This window comes from Aliiruegeria sabulilitoris, from assembly GCF_001558155.1.
GTDB classification, from domain to species: Bacteria; Pseudomonadota; Alphaproteobacteria; order Rhodobacterales; family Rhodobacteraceae; genus Tropicimonas; species Tropicimonas sabulilitoris.
The window spans coordinates 1-16,342 of sequence record NZ_LOAS01000047.1; the positions used below are offsets into that span (position 1 = coordinate 1).

The following is a 16,342-nucleotide window of genomic DNA, read 5'->3' on the forward strand; positions in this document are numbered from 1 at the left end:
GCCGGATGAAAAGCGCCATGTCCAGTTCCAACTCGGAGAAACGGTCTACGGTGGCGATGCCGTCGGCGCTGAGAGAGACGGCTACTTCGGTGGCTACGCCGTCGCCAACAGAGCCAAGTTCATCGACGACATCGCGAACCTGCAGACGATGACCGTCAATCCCGAAACGGATCGGGCGTACGATATCGACCTGACCGGCACGAAGGCCGCGCTGGAAGCGCTGCGGGAATGCCAGACAGCAATGTCGAACTAGACCCTAGGCAAGCAAAAGGAGACGCGCCATGCGAAACCTGACCCTCGCCGCTCTCGCTGGCGCCACCCTTGCCATCCCGGTGCAGGCCCAGGACGTTGGCACGCTCTCGCCCAATGCAGATACGGAATTCTCGCCGTATCTGCAGCACGACTACCCCGACCAGGTGCTGTTCGGCGACACCCATCTGCACACCGCCTATTCCGCCGATGCAGGCCTGGTCGGCGCCACGACCACGCCCGACGACGCCTATCGCTTTGCCAAGGGGCAGGTCGTCACGTCGTCGAACGGCATCCCGGCGCGCCTGCAGCGACCGCTGGACTTCCTGGTTGTTGCCGACCATGCGGAGAACCTCGGCCTATATATCGCGCTCGACGAAGACAGCCCGATACTCGAGGGCAATGACTGGGCCGAAGGGCTGCGCGAGGTCTTTGCGCCCCGGAGCAAGGATGCCAAGGACAAAGCTTATCTGTATTGGGCCGATGCCTTTGCATTCAATCCAGATGCCGGCGATCCATTGATCGAGACCGCGCTCATGAAGACGATGTGGGAGCGCATGACCGACGCCGCCGAACAGCACAACGACCCCGGCGCGTTCACTGCCCTGATCGGCTATGAATGGACCTCCGGTCCGGACGGCAACAACCTGCACCGCAATGTCATCTTCCGGGATGGCAAGGCGGAGGCCAATCAGGTCGTTCCCTTCAGTGCCTATGATAGCGACGACCCCGAGGACCTCTGGGCCTGGATGGAGCGCTACGAGGCCGAGACCGGCGGACAGGTACTGGCCATCCCGCATGGCGGCAACCTGTCGAATGGCCTGATGTTCGACGACGTGACCCAGACGGACAAGACCCCGCTTGACGCCGATTATGCCGAACGGCGGATGCGGTGGGAACCGATCTACGAGGTCACCCAGATCAAGGGCGACGCTGAAGCCCATCCGATGCTCTCACCTGATGACGCCTTCGCCGACTACGGCACGTGGGATGTCGGCAGTTTCGGGCCGGAGTTGAAGACGCCCGACATGCTGCCACGAGAATACGCGCGCGCGGCGCTGAAGCGCGGCATGGCCTATGAGGCCGAGCTTGGCGCCAACCCGTTCAAGTTCGGCATGATCGGCTCGTCGGATTCCCATACCGGCCTCGCGACGACGCAGGAGGACAACTTCTTCGGCAAGGCGCCGGCGGTGGAACCCTCGGCGGATCCCATTCGTCTGGAGGAGGCGATCACCGGCCGTAGCACGCCCGACGATCCTAACGACGATCAACTACACGGCATCGCCCTTGCTTCCGGCCTCGCCGCTGTCTGGGCGCGTGAAAACACTCGCGAGGCGATCTGGGACGCACTCAACAACAAGGAAGTTTATGCCACGACTGGCACACGTCTGCGCGTTCGGGTTTTTGCCGGTACGGAGTTTGGCGCTGATGACCTCGCACGCTCCGACTTCGTGACCTACGGCTATGACAATGGAATCCCAATGGGTGGTGACCTGACCGGACTCGGTGAGGGCGACGCGCCGGGCATGCTGATCCGGGCCCTGCGCGATCCGGATGGAGCCAACATCGACCGGGTGCAAGTTGTCAAAGGCTGGATCGATGCCGCTGGCGAGGCGCAGGAGCGGGTCTATGACGTGGCCTGCTCGGGCGGACGTGCGATCAACGACGGCGCCTGCGACGGCGACGTGGGCAACACCGTGGACGTGAGCACGGCGACCTACACCAATGCCATCGGCGCGCCTTTCCTTGAAACCTATTGGCAGGATCCCGACTTCGAGCCGGCCCTACGTGCCTTTTATTATGTCCGCGTGCTCGAAATCCCGACCCCTCGCTGGACCACCTACGACGCGGTCTTCTTCGGCCTCGAAATGCCCGACTTCGTGGAGCCAACCCACCAGGAGCGCGCCTACACATCGCCGATCTGGTACACGCCGTGATCCTGGGCCCGCGCAAGGACTGCACACCGAAAAAAGGAGGAACTGAAATGATCCAGCTTCGAAAGCAAATAGCGGCAACCCTCATGCTGGCCGTGGTGGCGAGCCTGTCCTTTTCCGGCCCGGCGGATGCCGACCGCAAACGGGTGCACAACACCATGACCGGTGCAGTTGTCGGAACCGGCGTTGGCTATCTCGTCGGTGGCAAGAACGGGGCAACCGCGGGCGCCGTGGTGGGGGCTATCGCCGGGTACACGAAGTAGGTGACCGGAACCTGCACCGACTGGTTTTTCCAATGACCTGGGGAGGGTCAAAATGCCGATTTCTTTTAGAATGTCCGCAATCGTTGTCGGATGTGTCGTGGCGCTCGGCGGCATGGCACAGGCCGACGAAGAAATGGATCGCATCCTCGATGCGGCCATGCCGTATATGCACCACAGCTGTGAAAGCATGATCGCGAACTACGGCGACGATGAAGAAAAGGTTGCAGAAATTGTCCGCTTGATGGCGGCGGTCTCGCTTTTCAACCGCGAAATCGATGTCCTGCAGGCGGTTCCGGACGAAGCCGAACGCGAAGGCCTGAAGGACGAGTTCACCGAGGCCCTGGAGGAGGCGTGCGAAGCGGACCCGGACGCTTTGCTCGCCGGGGCTGTCGACACTGCTGTCAAGGATGCCTTCGACTGACATCGGCTCCAACGCTCGCAACCCTTGCGGGCCAGGGATGATATTCCCTTCCGCTTCGACGGCAGGGGCAGCAACTGAGGGAGATGAGTAAAGAATGTCGATTTTTATCCGAATACCGGCGACCGTTTTTGCGACGCTGCTTTTGCTTGGGGGGCCGATCGCCCCGCAGCCGGCCGACGCTCAGGCTCAGTCGCAGTTCACGCCGCAATATTGCGACGCCTACGCGCGCGAGCGCTCCTACAAGAAATCGGGCGGCGCTGTTGGCGGCGCTGTCGCTGGCGCCGCCGCCGGAACGGCCATTGGCCATATTGCTGACGGCAAGCTGAGTTCCCGGCAGAAGGGAGCCAGCGTCGGTGCCGTCGTCGGTGGCGTGGCTGGCGCAGCGGAGCGCAACAATCTCTACAACAAGTACTACCACGGTTGTCTGAGCGGCGTGATCTACCAGTGACCGCAGTGAGACCGAAATCATTGGAAAGGAAGACCATGAAGATCAAGTTCGTAACAGGACCGATCGCTGCCGCGCTGCTTTGCGTTGTCGGTGGCGGCGCCATCGCCCAGGACACTGACGGCGACGGCATCTGGCAGGTCGAGGAGTTCACCTGCCGCGATCTGCTGATGCGCGGCGGGGAGGAACGGGATTTTGTCCTCGTCTACATGCACGGCTTCATGAGCGGCAAGATGGCGGAGATGACGTTTGACACGCCCGCCCTTACGGCGGCGACCGATGCCGTTCTGGAATCCTGCATTAGCACCCCGGATCAACCCTTGCTGGCCGCCTTCGAAGCCGCGCGGGGCTAAGAAAACGAACACAAGCCCATTGGCCTGCGTTCGAACACTCACCTAATCCTGGACGAGCAGATAGCCATCTAGGCAAAACATGCCTCGAAATTCAGGACAGGAGGGGCGCCGGGTAACAGTACCTCGTACCGGCGCCCCAACAAGACGACCGCATTGTGATCATTCAAGCTGGCGTAATCTGGCTTGAGAGCGGTGCGTCAGCAAGAAGCGACAGTGCCGTAACAAGGGAGGCAGAAATGCTTGGAAAAATCTCGTACGCCTTGGCCACCGGTGCTTTTCTCGCCGCTCCGAGCTTGGCACTCGCGCAGGTTGGCAGCCCCGTCACCCTGTCTGCGGAGCAACTCGACGAACTCGTGCAGCGCTCCTACCAATACGTCGCCATGTTCAATGTGAACAACAAGATGGCGCTGGACCAATCCAACCCGATGACGTCGAGCGGATACAACAGGGTCAAAGCAAATACGGCGCTGGCCGATCACACCGTTCAGGCGATCGCACGGCCAAACAACGACACGCTCTACGTCGGCGCCATGATCGACGTGACGGAATTTCCCATGGTGATGGAAATCCCCACCTTCGATTCGAGCTACGTCTCGCTGATGGTCACGGGCTATGACCACTACGTGAACATTCCAATGTCGACACGGCTGGGCGATTTCGATCGGCCGGAAAAACTCCTGTTTTTCAGCGCGCGAACGCCGGGCTACGAAGGAGCGCCCGTCGATGGCATCGACAGGGTCATCGAGGTCTCGGGGGATTTCGTCAGTGCCGTATTCCGCGTCATGCCGCACGCTTCCGAGCCAGAGCGAATGATGGGAAACATCGCTGCTATGGAGAGCATCGAGGTGATGCCTCTTTCCGAGTATCTCGGCGATGAGTCGCCCGAAACCGGCTTCGTCTTGTGGGGGTCACCGCCGGGTGTCGGTCGGAACCTGACATTGAAAGAGGATCTTGCGCGGTTCCCGCCGTTCGGCTCCGATTTCGAGATCTTTGAGGACCGGCTTCTGGAGGTCATGCAGTTCGTCTTCAACCATATAACATTTGATCCCGATGACGAACTCGACGCGGCCCTTCTTGCCGTATACGCGCCGTTGGGCGTCGTGCCGGGACAGGAATTCGATCCCGATTCGACAATGGTCCTCGACGGGGAGGCGGTACGGGCGGCGGCACAGCGGACTGCGGTGGCCGCACTAGAACGCATGCAGGACGAGGACTTCACTCGGAACAACGTCACACGTCTCTTTTTGCCGAAAGGACAAATGACCCTTGAAACGCTCGTCACCCAGTCCGTCGTGGGACCGATCGGGCAACCGGCAGTCGAGGCAGTCTATCCGCAGGTCTCGACCGAAGACGGCGCCCCAATGAACGCCATGCACGATTACGAGTTAGTGATGCGCGCGGACGCGTTGCCGCCGGCGAATGCGTTCTGGTCGGCGACCCTCTATGACAACGAAAACGGGTTCTTCATCCCGAATGACCGGTTCAAATACAGCGTGGGCGAGAATGCAGGGTACAAGCCGGATGCTGATGGCGGAATCCGGATTGTGATCTCGGCTGAGCAACCCGCCGGCGTTCCAGACGAAAACTGGCTCCCGATAAACCGGGGTGACTATGACATCGACGTCACCATGCGCCTCTATTCCCCAGATCTGGAGCGGTTCGCCACCTGGACGCCGCCAGTCGCGCGCAAACTTAACTGACTTTGCCGGAACGTCCCGTCATTTCAGGGGAACCGGATTTAGTCGGAGGATGATCATGACCACAAGAACCACACTCATACTGGCCTTGTCCGTCGCCCTGACGGCGTTGGCGGCGCCCGCGATTGCGGACAACAAGAAGCCCGGAAAGGCCTATATCAGCCCGCCAGGCAAGGCCAAAGGGACCCCGCCCGGTTTGGCCAAGAAGCCAGGTGGGATGCCGCCCGGACAGTACAAGAAGATCTATCGCAAGGGGGACAAACTCTCCGGCGACTACATCTGGATCGACGACTACGACCGCTGGCGCCTTCCGCCGCTGATGCCGGGCCAGGGCTATGTGCGGTACGACGACGAGGTCTACCGGGTTGCCCGTGACACAGCCACAGTGCTTGAGGCGATCGGCATCGTATCGGAGCTTCTACGGTGAACCGCGAGGCCGCCGGCGAGGTTTTTGCTTTTCGGCAGATTTAGATCAAGGCGCAACCGATCAAAACGCCATATGCTTTCGCTTTCTAGGGAGGAGATCCAATGAGATGGTTTTTATGCTTGGCTGTCTCGTCTTTATGCATGTGCCTGCCCGGCGCGTTTAACAGCGCGGATGCGCAAGAAGGTTCGGACACAACAGGTGTTGTTGCCGGCCCGGCTGCTGTACCCATTACCATCGACAACTTCGTCCGTGCGGCGACAGACATAGAGCTGGAGAAATACCTTGCGCTCGCGGGTGGCGTGAACCGGTTTTATCATTTTCGGCAGCCGACTCCGGTCGAAAATCAGCCAACGATCCGGATGAACCGGGACACGCTCTACAGCACGGCCGTCGTGGACATCAGCCAAGGCGCGACCCTGACGCTGCCTGACGTCGGCGCGCGGTACATGACCGCGATGATTGTCAATCAGGATCACTACATCAACGAGGTGTTCAGCGGTGGCGGTACCTACATGCTCGACATGGAGCGCTTCGATACGCCGTATGTCATCGTGTATGTCAGGACGCTCGTGGATGCCGCAGATCCCGAAGACGTCGCGGCAGTGAATGCGATACAGGATCAATTTGCGATCGAAGCCGCCTCGTCGAACCCTTTTACCCATCCGGAGTATGACAGGGAAAGGCTCTCTGCGATGGTCTCGGCCTTGCTGCCGCTTGGAGGCTTCGTTCCCTCAGACAGCGTCGGTACCTTCGGTTCGAGGCAAACAACCGATCCCATCCGCCATCTGCTCGGCACGGCACTTGGCTGGGGCGGTCTGCCGGAAACCGAAGCCAACTATCTGCATGTCGATCCGGGCCTGCCTGTGGGCGCATACAAGATCGAGGTCCCGCCCGACGTGCCTGTCGACGCGTTCTGGTCGATCAGCCTCTACAACGCCAAAGGCTTCTTCGAGCCGAATGCCCGCGACGCCTACAACGTGAACAGCGTGACGGGCAGGCGCAACGACGACGGCTCCATGACGGTGCACCTCGGAAAATGCGACGACGACCGGGTGAACTGTCTGCCGATCATGGAAGGCTGGAATTACATCGTTCGAATGTACCGCCCCGGCCGGGAAATACTGGATGGGGAATGGTCCTTTCCGCCTGCGGAGCCGGTCAAATGATGGCCGGTCGTTCCCCGGAGCGGATCGAGAAAAAACCGGAAGGCATGGGAACCGGCCCTTTATTCGGTCGGATTTCGTGTCCAGCAGGGTGCCGCTGAAATGGCGCCGCTAAAAAGAGTTCAGGGAAACCGAGATATGATCAGTACCTTCGACCTTCGTCAATTTCGCAACGCGTTCACCATCGCTGCTACTCTTTTCATAATGCCGGGGATTGCCTCGGCCGCCGACGGCGTTGTCGTCAATGTCGACAATTTCGTCCGGGCCGAAACGGCTGACCAATTCGATCGCTCATTGGGACTAACAGGTGGTGTCAACGCCTGGTACCACTTCAGGGAACCCGCACCGATCGACAACCAGTCCGTGATCCGCATGAACCGCGACACGCTCTACAGCGGGGCGATCGTCGACATCAGCGAAGGTGCGAGGCTGATCCTTCCGGACACCGGCGATCGTTACGTGTCGGTGATGGTCGTCAACGAAGATCACTATGTGAACCGGATCTTTCATGAACCGGGTACCCATGAGCTGTCCATCGAGGAGTTCGATACGCCCTACGTTCTGTTGGCGGCCCGCACTCTTGTGGACGCATCGGATCCCGATGACATCCGGGCGGCCAATGCGCTTCAGGATCTCTACGTGATCGAGGCAAACTCGGCGCAACCCTATTCGCATCCGGCCTATGACACCGAAAGCTACAAGGCCACCTATGAACCCTTGTTGGAACTGGGAAGAGGGGTACCCGACGCCCGCCGGACATTCGGCAAGAAGGAGGACGTGGACGCAGTGCGCCACCTTCTGGGCACCGCCTGGGGGTGGGCTGGTCTCCCCGAGCATGAGGCATTCTATCTCAACGTTGAACCCAACCTTCCGGTCGGTGCCTATGCGCTGAACGTCCGGGATGTGCCGGTCGACGCCTTCTGGTCAGTCAGTGTCTACAATCGTGACGGCTTCTTTGAAGAGAACGAGCTTGGCGCCTACAGCGTCAACAGCATCACAGGCACGCCGAACGCCGACGGTTCTGTCACCATCCATCTCGGCGGTGACCCTGAAAGCGACAACCACCTGCCGATTGCTGACGGCTGGAATTATACCGTGCGGCTCTACCAGCCTAGGGCCGAAGTTCTCGATGGATCATGGACCTTTCCGACAGTCGAGCCGGTCCAGTAGAGCGCAAGTATCTGAAAAGACGTCTTACGAGAGATAGTCTTGGCTTCTCGGGCGATCCGAAAGCCTTCAAATGCCCAGCCAGTTGGTGATCCAGCAACGCCGAGCGATACCCGAAACATCAGAAAGGGAACTCGTCATGAAACCGACCCGCAGGCAAATCGTCGCGTCGTTCACTGGCCTGACCGCAGCTGCTGTGGTCGGAGCGCGCCCCGAAGGAGCGCAGGCTCAGGCTGCTCAGGACCTGACCACCGATGAGGCGCGCGAGATCGGCAGGGAGGTCTTCCTCTGGGGCATGCACCCGGTCGCCCTCTATCACCTGCGCTACAACTTTGCGCAGAACGAACAAAGCCCGCTGAATTATGGCATCAACCGCCTGAACTGGAACAGGACGCCGCTCAAGGCATTGCCCCGGATCGCGACCACGCCCAATGCGACCACGCTTTACGGCAACGCGATGCTCGATTTGTCGAAAGAGCCGGTGGTGATCACCACCCCGGACATCCGCGATCATTATTGGAGCCTGCAGTTCTACGACAATTATGCCCGCTGGTGGCACATGATCGGCAGCCAGTTCAATGCGCCGGGCCAAGTGCGGCGCCTGCTCATCGGGCCGAACTGGAGCGGGGAGTTTCCGGACGGGTTCGTCGGCGAAGAGATTGTACAGTCGGCTTCGGACTTCGCGGGTATCCTGGGGCGCGTGGCGCTGACCGATGACACCCAAGAAGAGTTGGCAGTGGTCAATTCAATTCAGGACGGCTTCACCGTAATGTCGCTCAGCGACTGGATCGCGGCGGGCCGGACGGATGTACGTCCCGATGATGTGCCGGAGACAAAAGCCGACTATCCGACCTATCCCGGCATGGAGACCATCGTGGAACCGGCGCGTCTTGCAGGCGTTGATTTTCTGCGTTGGGTGGGTCTGGTGCTCGCCGACCCGACCTTCACGTTGCAGGAGGACGGACATCAGGAAATTCTCGCCCTTGAGCGGTTCGCGCGTCTCGGGCTCAAGCCGGGAATGACCTTTGATCCGGAGACGCTTACCCCGGAGATTATTGCTGCCATCTCGGACGGGATCGAACAGGGCCGTGCCGATGCCCTTGCGGTTGCGGAGACGGGAACCGGCGTCATGCGGAACGGCTGGGATTTCACGAGTGACCTTGACTACAAGGACACGAACTGGCGGCAACGGGCCTACTACGGGTTGATCGCCGTGCTGGCGCCGGTTCCATCAAGGTCCCATATCGGCACGTTCTGCATGACGGATTCCAACGGGGACCGGTTGACCGGCGCGCACCGCTACACGCTCACCTTCGATCTGCAAGACATGCCTCCGGTGACGGAGTTCTGGGAGATTCCCCTTTACGACAACGAAGGCTACTTCGTGGACAACCCGATCGACCGCTATTCGCTCAACAGCTACATGCTGGAACGCGGGAAGCTGCAAACCGAAGGCGGCAAGCTCGTCATCTATATTCAGACCGAGGAACCCGAGGATCCTTTGCAGCGGCAGAACTGGCTGCCTGCGCCGGAGGGAGACTTCCAGTTCACCGCCCGGTTCTACGGTCCTTATTCCTCGCTCATTGATGGCAGATACAACATGCCTGGCATCGTGCGTGTCGAATGATGTGTCGGATGAGACATCGAACGCCAGGAGGCGCCCCGGCGAGGTTGCGGATCGTGGGGGGCGCTCAATTCCGGGAAATCATCTGCTTTCCCATTGTAATGTAATGGAGGCTTCAACATGCGGAATTTCTATCGTGGCCTGCTCGCGTCTGCGCTGCTTGCAGTCGTTACTGTGACAAACGTCGTTCTTCCGGCGACCCGGTCCCTTGCAGAGACAGAGTTGACGCCGGAAGAAGCACGAGCCCTGGCAAAGGACGCATGGCTCTTCGGAATGCCACTGGTGATGTTCGAGATCCAGGCCGACTTTCTGACCCATGTGACCAAGCCCGGAGCGGCCAAGGCGCCGGTCAACCAGTTTGTACACTACCGGCAGTTCATCGACGCCTCGAACCGGTCGATCGTCGGATTCAACGTCGACAACCTCTATTCACTGAGCTGGATCGACCTTTCGGACGAGCCTCTGGTGCTGTCCGTCCCAGCGATGGGGGACCGCTACTGGGTGATGCAGATCGTCGATGCCTGGAACGGGGTGCCGGCGGCTCCGGGATCACGCACGCACGATGGTGACAGGCCGCATGACTTCCTGATCGCGGGTCCGGACTGGGACGGGCCTGTTCCCGAGGGGTTGGAAGTGCTGCGCAGCCCGACCAACCTCGCCGGGATTGGCGGGCGCACGTATTGCTCCGGGGCCGAGGAATATGACCTCGTCAACGCCATTCAGGACAACTACAGGCTGGCGCCGCTCTCGGCATGGGGGCGGCCCTATACGCCCCCGTCCGACGTCCCGCTCAAGGCGGGCGTCGATGGTGAGACGCTGGTCAACGATCAGGTGCTGGCGCTCAGCTCCGAGGAGTTCTTCAGCAACCTCAATCGACTTCTGGCGACCAATCCGCCCTACGCCGACGATGCGCCAATGTTGGAGAAACTGCGCCCGCTGGGCATCGAACCCGGCGCGCCGTTCTCGACCGCTGAGATGAGCGACGATCTGCGGACCGGGGTTGACGAAGGCGTCGCTGATGCGAAGGTCGCGCTGGCAGAGGAATCCCGACAACTTGGCAAGCTGGTCAACAACTGGGGCCTGACCTACGACATGGGGCGGTTCGGGACACGCTATGCTTATCGCGCGGCGTGGACATTTGTCGGTATCGGCGGAAACCTGATCGAGGACGCCTTTTATCCCCTGACGTTGCTGGACGCCGACGGCAATCCATTGACCGGCGAGCACGCATATACCCTGACCTTCGCCGAAGGGGCCTGGCCCCCAGCGGCCGCCTTCTGGTCCATGACGATGTACGATCTCGAAGGGTATCTGGTGGACAACCCTCTGAATCGATACGCGATCGGGGATCGAAGCGGGATGACGCCCAACCCGGACGGATCGCTGACCATATACATTCAGGCCGAAACGCCGGGAGACGAGAAGGAGGCCAACTGGCTTCCGGCCCCTGGGAATGGACCGTTCAAATTGGCGCTGAGGCTCTACGTCCCGGGCGAAGCGGTCCTGAACGAAAGCTGGGTGCCGCCAGCCGTACAGTTGGCCAACTAAAGGAGGAAAGAAAATGCGTATTTTCCTAACACTGGCTTTTGCGATGGCGGCAGGCAGCGCTCCGATTCACGCGATGGCCCAGAGCGACGCGGTCAATGAATACCTCAGGCGTCTGCCCTACCAGGAGACGTTCAACTACATGATGAGCCAGACAGGCGGCGATCCGGCGAAACTCAATGCATGGGCGGCCGGCGCGGAGCCTGTTATTTTCAAGGCCGGGGAAGATATGGTTGTTCGCATGAACAACGATACGTTCTACAAGCAGGCCTATGCGGATCTGTCCCGAGGACCGGTCGTTCTGACCTCGGAAAATGCCGATCCTGATCGCTTCAGTTCTTTCCAGTTGATGGATGACCGCAATGTCAATTTCCGCAATATCATTCGGCCCGAGGGCAGCTACGTGCTCTATTATGGTGAAAGGCCGGAATCTGCCGAGGGGGAGTTGATCGAAGCCCCGTCGAAACTTGTTCCTGTCGTGGTTCGGATCGAAGTCAAAGATCCGCACGACCCGGAGGACGTCGCCAGGGCAGAGGCAGTGCACAGGGGTATCGGGATCTCCGGGCCGGAGATTTCGTCGATAGAGCCGCTCGACCTGCTGAGTGAATTCGACGAGCAGACGGTCGAGACAGCCGAAGCCCAAATGGACGAGGTGATGAAGACCGTACCCTTCCGGGACATGGTCGCCGGTCCCGGTGACGTCCCGGACAAAGTGTCCTACCTGCTGTTAGCCGCCAGCGCCAAGCATGCATGGGGTGGTCCGGTGCCGTCTCACAGCGCCTATGAAGCCTTTTTCTCCGACGAGAATGGTGACCCGCTGGTTGGAGCGAATGGCCCCTACACGATCAAGACGGCCGAGCCGCGGGTGGACGCCTTTTGGTCCGTCACGGTCTATGACACGTCAACGGGCCGGTTCTTCGACAATCCGGACGATCGCTACCATATCAACAACACGATGGCGGAAAAGAACGGCGATGGTACGGTCACGTTTCTGTTCAAGACAAAGTGCACGGAAGCGGACATCAATTGTCTCTATGTGCCCGAAGGAGCATTCGACATTTCCGCTCGATACTACCTGCCGGGCGAGGCGATCCAGACCGGTGAATGGACTATGCCAAAACCAGTGAAAGCGCATTAGCCCGGCTGGCGATGTCAAGGGAACTTGGCTTGCGGCGGGACAGGGGGCTGAGTAGCTACCCGGGATGATGAAACCTGACCCGCTCAAATACTTAACAGGCCGCTGAAGAAGTCTGCGGGGTGGAACGGTTTCTCTTCTGCATGGGCTTTGGCGTTCAGCGTCGTGTTGGACGAGGCAAGCGGTATGGGTGCCTGAGGCGGCTTTCCATCGTCATGCGGCGAGCAGCCGGGGCAACCGGGCGAGGTTGTTGGCCGCCATTGTCAGGATGAAGCGGGAGCGCACCCGTTCGAGGCCACGATAGACGGTCTGGGCCATGCCGCCGACAGTTTTGGCCCAGCCAAAGGCCTCCTCAATGCGTTTGCGGTTCCGTTGTGACTTGGTGTAGCCGTCGTGCCGGGTGGTGCGGCCGTCAATCGCTGAATATCTCGATTTCTGGGCGACATGTGGGGTGACGCAGGCCTGGCGCAGATCGGCGACGAACTCGGCAGCATCGAAGCCCTTGTCCGCGCCCAGCGTCAGTTGCCGGGTCGATCCTGGGGAGTGGCGGTGGATCATGTCCAGTGCGGCACGCCGTTCGGCATGGCCGTCTGCCTGTGTCAGGTCTCCCTGCACGATCAGTCCGTTTCGGTTCTCCATCAGCGCATGGTCGATGAAGCAGAGCACGGCGCCGGTGCCGGGGGACTTCTTGTAGAGCCGCGCATCGGGGTCGGTGGTCGAGGTATGGGTGGCGTTGGACCGCTTCTCGCCCCGGAAGTCGACTTCAGCATTGCGGTTCTGGTGGTTGGGGCGGGTCATAGTGTCGGTCTCGGTTCGGGTCTGGTCGGGGTGGTCCTTGGCCGGCGCATCGGGTCCTGGCGGGTTGCCCGGGTCGTCATCCGGCGGCGTGTCGCCCGCCTTCGGCTGGAAGCTCTTCATCGAGGCCCATGCCTTGACCAGCGTGCCATCGACCGAGAAGTGATCGTCCGACAGCAGCGGCGCGACTTCGCGATGCGCCAGGATTGCCGCCATCACCTTGCGCGACATTTCCGTCGTCAGCAGCCGGTCGCGGTTCTTGGTGAAGACGGTCGGCACCCAGACCGGGTCATCGATCCCGAGGCCAACGAACCAGCGGAACAGCAGATTGTACAGCATCTGCTCCATGAGCTGGCGCTCGGAGCGGATCGAGAACAGGATCTGGATCAGGCTCGCCCGGATCAGCCGCTCCGGCGGGATCGAGGGACGGCCAAAGTCGGTGTAGAGCGCCTCGAACTCGGCATCGAGACTAGCCAGCGCCTCGTTCACCACCTGACGGATCTTGCGTAGCGGATGCCGCGCCGGGATGCGCTCCTCCAGATCGACATAGCTAAACAGCGACCCGCTCGTCTCGTCCGTCCCGCGCATCATCACCACCCGCATTCGCACTGCCGAAGGTGAATCATGTTCTGCAAACCGGGTCGAGCGCCGACTTCTTCAGCACCCTGTTAAAGACGAGCCGAGAGATCATCCGCCTGGCGGTGATGATGTATGGACCGATGGACCGGATTTCCAGGTGAGCCGTGCTGGCATCGGCGGCGCAGCCGTTGCCTGAGAGATTAAGGAATGAAAGGATGAACAAGCGAACGTGAAAACAGGATCCGCGACGGCGGATGTGTCCGGCAGGACGCAGGGCGCGGCGACATCGCCGAACTCGTTGTTGCTTCCACAGAAGGTCGTGGAAAGCACGATGCCTTAGAGATTGATGCATCGACCCTGTTCTGGTCCCAACTTGTAGCGGTCCCTGTTCAGACAGGTGCGTCGACCAGGGAGCGAAGAGTAAACCCGGCCCAGATACAGATGCCAGCGCGGTAAATCCGCCTGAAGGACTTCACAGATGCAACCCGATTAGCAAAGACGGGTTCGAAATTGTCTGACAACTCCCAAGTTTGACCTCTTCTGATCAAGGAAGGAAAGTTGAAAACACTTCGACGAGACCGTGTGACACGACGTGACCGACGACGACATCAAGTTAGAAAGCACCATCACCTGTCCGGAATTTGGCTATTCAGAAATCGAGACCATGCCGACTGACAGCTGCCTGTGGTTCGACGAGTGCAAGGCATGCCGAATGGTGCTGAAACCATTGCCCGGCGATTTTTATGTTTTTTGCTCCTATGGGACGGTGCCGTGCCCCCCAGTACAAAAGGGTGCCGGCTGCTGCGGGTGATATTGCAACGCCGCGCGGAATTGCCTAGGTCATGTTGACAAATGGCGGAGCCAGAGGCGGATTGATGTGATGTCGATGAAGCCGAGGAAGCTTTCAGCCGTTTTGTCGTAGCGGGTCGCGCCGCGGCGTGCATTCTTGAGCTTGTTGAAGCATCTCTCCACCAAGTTCCGCAGGCGATACAGGGGGCGATGAACGCCAACACGCTTCTTTCGCGACTTCCGCATGGGGATCACTGGTTGAATGGCCCGTTCCCGCATCTCGTCGCGAATGCTGTCAGCATCGTAGCCGTCGCCATTGTCGCTCGGACCATTTATGGATGGGTCCCGCATGGCAAGGTTATTCGTGGTTTCTGGCGTCTGGTCGGTTGCGGCCATTTATTCGGCGTCTGATCTGCAGCACGATGTCTGCGCGCCCTGATGAAAGTCCGCTGGTCGCCTTGGGTCCCGATCAATGGCACGCGCTCGAAGGCGCTCCGGTCCGAACAGGGTGTCCCTGCGATATGTCCTTCAGATGGCCATCATCCCACCTTGCACCTCACCGTTTCTTCGGGGCCACGGCCCCATTCAGTTCAGGCCGCGCGAGCGCCCCGGTATTCCGTACCATTCCTCAGGAGCGCCCAGACGATCCTTGCCATGCGGTTCGCCAGGGCAATCGCAGCTTGCTTCGCTGTCTTTCTCTGCAGGAGGCGCCACAACCAGTCTTCTCCGGGTTGGCCGCGTCGCCGCGAGGTGATGACCCCCATCGCCCCGAGATACAGGAGGCGGCGCAAGTACCGATTGCCCATTTTCGAGATCCGGCCGAGCTTCTCCCTGCCACCGCTCGAATGTGGTTTCGGCGTCAGCCCGAGCCAGGCCGAGAGATCGCGCGAACTCCGGAACCCGGTCACGTCCGGAAGAGTCGCCGCCAGCGCCGTCGCGGTGATCGGGCCGATGCCCGGAATGGTCTGCAGCCGTTTGGCTGTGTCGCTGGAGGCCGCCTCGAGGCGAATGATCTTCGTGAGCTGGTCGATCCTGTCTCTGGTTTCAAAGAACTGGTCGGCAAGAAGCCGAAGCGGCGCGCGGGCACAGGCGGGCAATTTGGCCCGCTCACCCGCTTCCAGCAATCGGCTGACATTGTGGATCCCCTTCGGCGCGACGATGCCGAACTCGCCCAGATGCGCACGGATCGCGTTGGTGACCTGGGTCAACTGGCGCACCAAGAATTCACGCGCCTTGTGGGTCATGAGCAGCGCCTGGATCTCCTCGCTCTTCACCGGAACAAAGCGCATCGAAGGCCGGGTCACCGCTTCGCAGATCGCTTCCGCATCGGCGTGGTCGGTCTTTCCGCGCCGGACATATGGTTTGACATAGGAAGGCGGCATCAGCCGGACGTTGTGCCCGAGCCTACCGAGCTCGCGCCCCCAGTGATGCGCACCGGCACAGGCTTCCATGCCGATCAGGCAGGGCGCAAGCCGCTGGAAGAATTCGAGCATCTGGCTCCGTCGGAACTGCCGCCGAAGGACGACCGCGCCCTCACCGTCGACTGCATGGACCTGGAAGACGGACTTGGCGAGATCGACGCCTACCGTGGTAATCTCTGTCATGGATGGCTCCCTTCGTGGGGTTCTGTTGATGACACCCAATGTGGCACATTGCGATGCCGGGAGCGGGAGCCATCCACTCCATCAATGGCGCTCCGATGGCAACTCGGCCAGCAACACGAAGGGTTCCGGCAGGTTATCGTCCATGACGAGAT

Annotated in this window: 15 protein-coding genes and 2 pseudogenes; 14 read left to right on the forward strand and 3 right to left on the reverse strand. The window is 60.5% G+C overall.

Annotation, left to right across the window (positions count from 1 at the left end):
- The 13 genes and pseudogenes from AX756_RS26175 to AX756_RS23180 all read left to right on the forward strand — a co-directional run.
- Positions 1-253: pseudogene (locus AX756_RS26175) on the forward strand (hypothetical protein); the annotation flags it as partial.
- Positions 254-281: 28 nt separating this feature from the next.
- Positions 282-2,186, forward strand: coding sequence for a DUF3604 domain-containing protein (locus tag AX756_RS23125; protein ID WP_068317801.1), 1,905 nt, complete (start codon positions 282-284; stop codon positions 2,184-2,186).
- 47 nt (positions 2,187-2,233) lie between these two features.
- Positions 2,234-2,446 (forward strand): YMGG-like glycine zipper-containing protein, encoded by a 213-nt coding sequence (locus AX756_RS23130; protein ID WP_068317807.1) that lies wholly within the window; start codon positions 2,234-2,236, stop codon positions 2,444-2,446.
- A 97-nt stretch (positions 2,447-2,543) separates the two neighbouring features.
- Complete coding sequence (locus AX756_RS23135) at positions 2,544-2,867, forward strand: hypothetical protein (protein ID WP_156461646.1); 324 nt, start codon at positions 2,544-2,546, stop codon at positions 2,865-2,867.
- A gap of 94 nt (positions 2,868-2,961) precedes the next feature.
- Positions 2,962-3,315: a YMGG-like glycine zipper-containing protein gene (locus AX756_RS23140; RefSeq protein ID WP_068317814.1), complete on the forward strand. Its 354-nt coding sequence runs from the start codon at positions 2,962-2,964 to the stop codon at positions 3,313-3,315.
- A gap of 35 nt (positions 3,316-3,350) precedes the next feature.
- The gene (locus AX756_RS23145; protein WP_068317817.1) at positions 3,351-3,665 is read left to right on the forward strand and encodes an HdeA/HdeB family chaperone; all 315 of its coding nucleotides are present in this window, start codon (positions 3,351-3,353) and stop codon (positions 3,663-3,665) included.
- Positions 3,666-3,901: 236 nt separating this feature from the next.
- Positions 3,902-5,365 (forward strand): DUF1214 domain-containing protein, encoded by a 1,464-nt coding sequence (locus AX756_RS23150; RefSeq protein WP_068317820.1) that lies wholly within the window; start codon positions 3,902-3,904, stop codon positions 5,363-5,365.
- A 55-nt stretch (positions 5,366-5,420) separates the two neighbouring features.
- Positions 5,421-5,789, forward strand: coding sequence for a hypothetical protein (locus tag AX756_RS23155; RefSeq protein ID WP_068317823.1), 369 nt, complete (start codon positions 5,421-5,423; stop codon positions 5,787-5,789).
- A gap of 101 nt (positions 5,790-5,890) precedes the next feature.
- Positions 5,891-6,955 carry a DUF1214 domain-containing protein gene (locus tag AX756_RS23160; protein ID WP_197431123.1) on the forward strand — a complete coding sequence of 355 codons (1,065 nt, stop codon included), beginning with the start codon at positions 5,891-5,893 and terminating at the stop codon, positions 6,953-6,955.
- Positions 6,956-7,090: 135 nt separating this feature from the next.
- Positions 7,091-8,122 carry a DUF1214 domain-containing protein gene (locus tag AX756_RS23165; protein ID WP_197431124.1) on the forward strand — a complete coding sequence of 344 codons (1,032 nt, stop codon included), beginning with the start codon at positions 7,091-7,093 and terminating at the stop codon, positions 8,120-8,122.
- 136 nt (positions 8,123-8,258) lie between these two features.
- On the forward strand, positions 8,259-9,746 hold the full coding sequence (locus tag AX756_RS23170) for a DUF1254 domain-containing protein (RefSeq protein ID WP_068317826.1): 1,488 nt from the start codon (positions 8,259-8,261) through the stop codon (positions 9,744-9,746).
- Positions 9,747-9,863: 117 nt separating this feature from the next.
- Positions 9,864-11,291 carry a DUF1254 domain-containing protein gene (locus tag AX756_RS23175; protein WP_068317830.1) on the forward strand — a complete coding sequence of 476 codons (1,428 nt, stop codon included), beginning with the start codon at positions 9,864-9,866 and terminating at the stop codon, positions 11,289-11,291.
- A 43-nt stretch (positions 11,292-11,334) separates the two neighbouring features.
- On the forward strand, positions 11,335-12,426 hold the full coding sequence (locus AX756_RS23180; RefSeq protein WP_197431125.1) for a DUF1214 domain-containing protein: 1,092 nt from the start codon (positions 11,335-11,337) through the stop codon (positions 12,424-12,426).
- Positions 12,427-12,636: 210 nt separating this feature from the next.
- Here the strand turns inward: AX756_RS23180 and AX756_RS23185 are convergent, their stop codons facing one another.
- On the reverse strand, positions 12,637-13,806 hold the full coding sequence (locus AX756_RS23185) for an IS5 family transposase (protein WP_068317850.1): 1,170 nt from the start codon (positions 13,804-13,806) through the stop codon (positions 12,637-12,639).
- A gap of 583 nt (positions 13,807-14,389) precedes the next feature.
- On the opposite strand from AX756_RS23185, the gene AX756_RS25325 reads away from it, so the two are divergent.
- Entirely contained in the window at positions 14,390-14,608 is a 219-nt protein-coding gene (locus tag AX756_RS25325; protein ID WP_082739322.1) for a GDCCVxC domain-containing (seleno)protein, read from the forward strand.
- Between the two features lie 29 nt (positions 14,609-14,637).
- Here the strand turns inward: AX756_RS25325 and AX756_RS23190 are convergent.
- Together AX756_RS23190 and AX756_RS23195 are read right to left on the reverse strand one after the other, a co-directional pair.
- Positions 14,638-14,895 (reverse strand): annotated as a pseudogene (locus AX756_RS23190) (transposase); the annotation flags it as partial.
- A 281-nt stretch (positions 14,896-15,176) separates the two neighbouring features.
- A complete protein-coding gene (locus AX756_RS23195) occupies positions 15,177-16,190 on the reverse strand; it encodes an IS110 family RNA-guided transposase (protein ID WP_068317841.1) in 1,014 nt (337 codons plus the stop codon).
- Positions 16,191-16,342 lie beyond the last annotated feature (152 nt).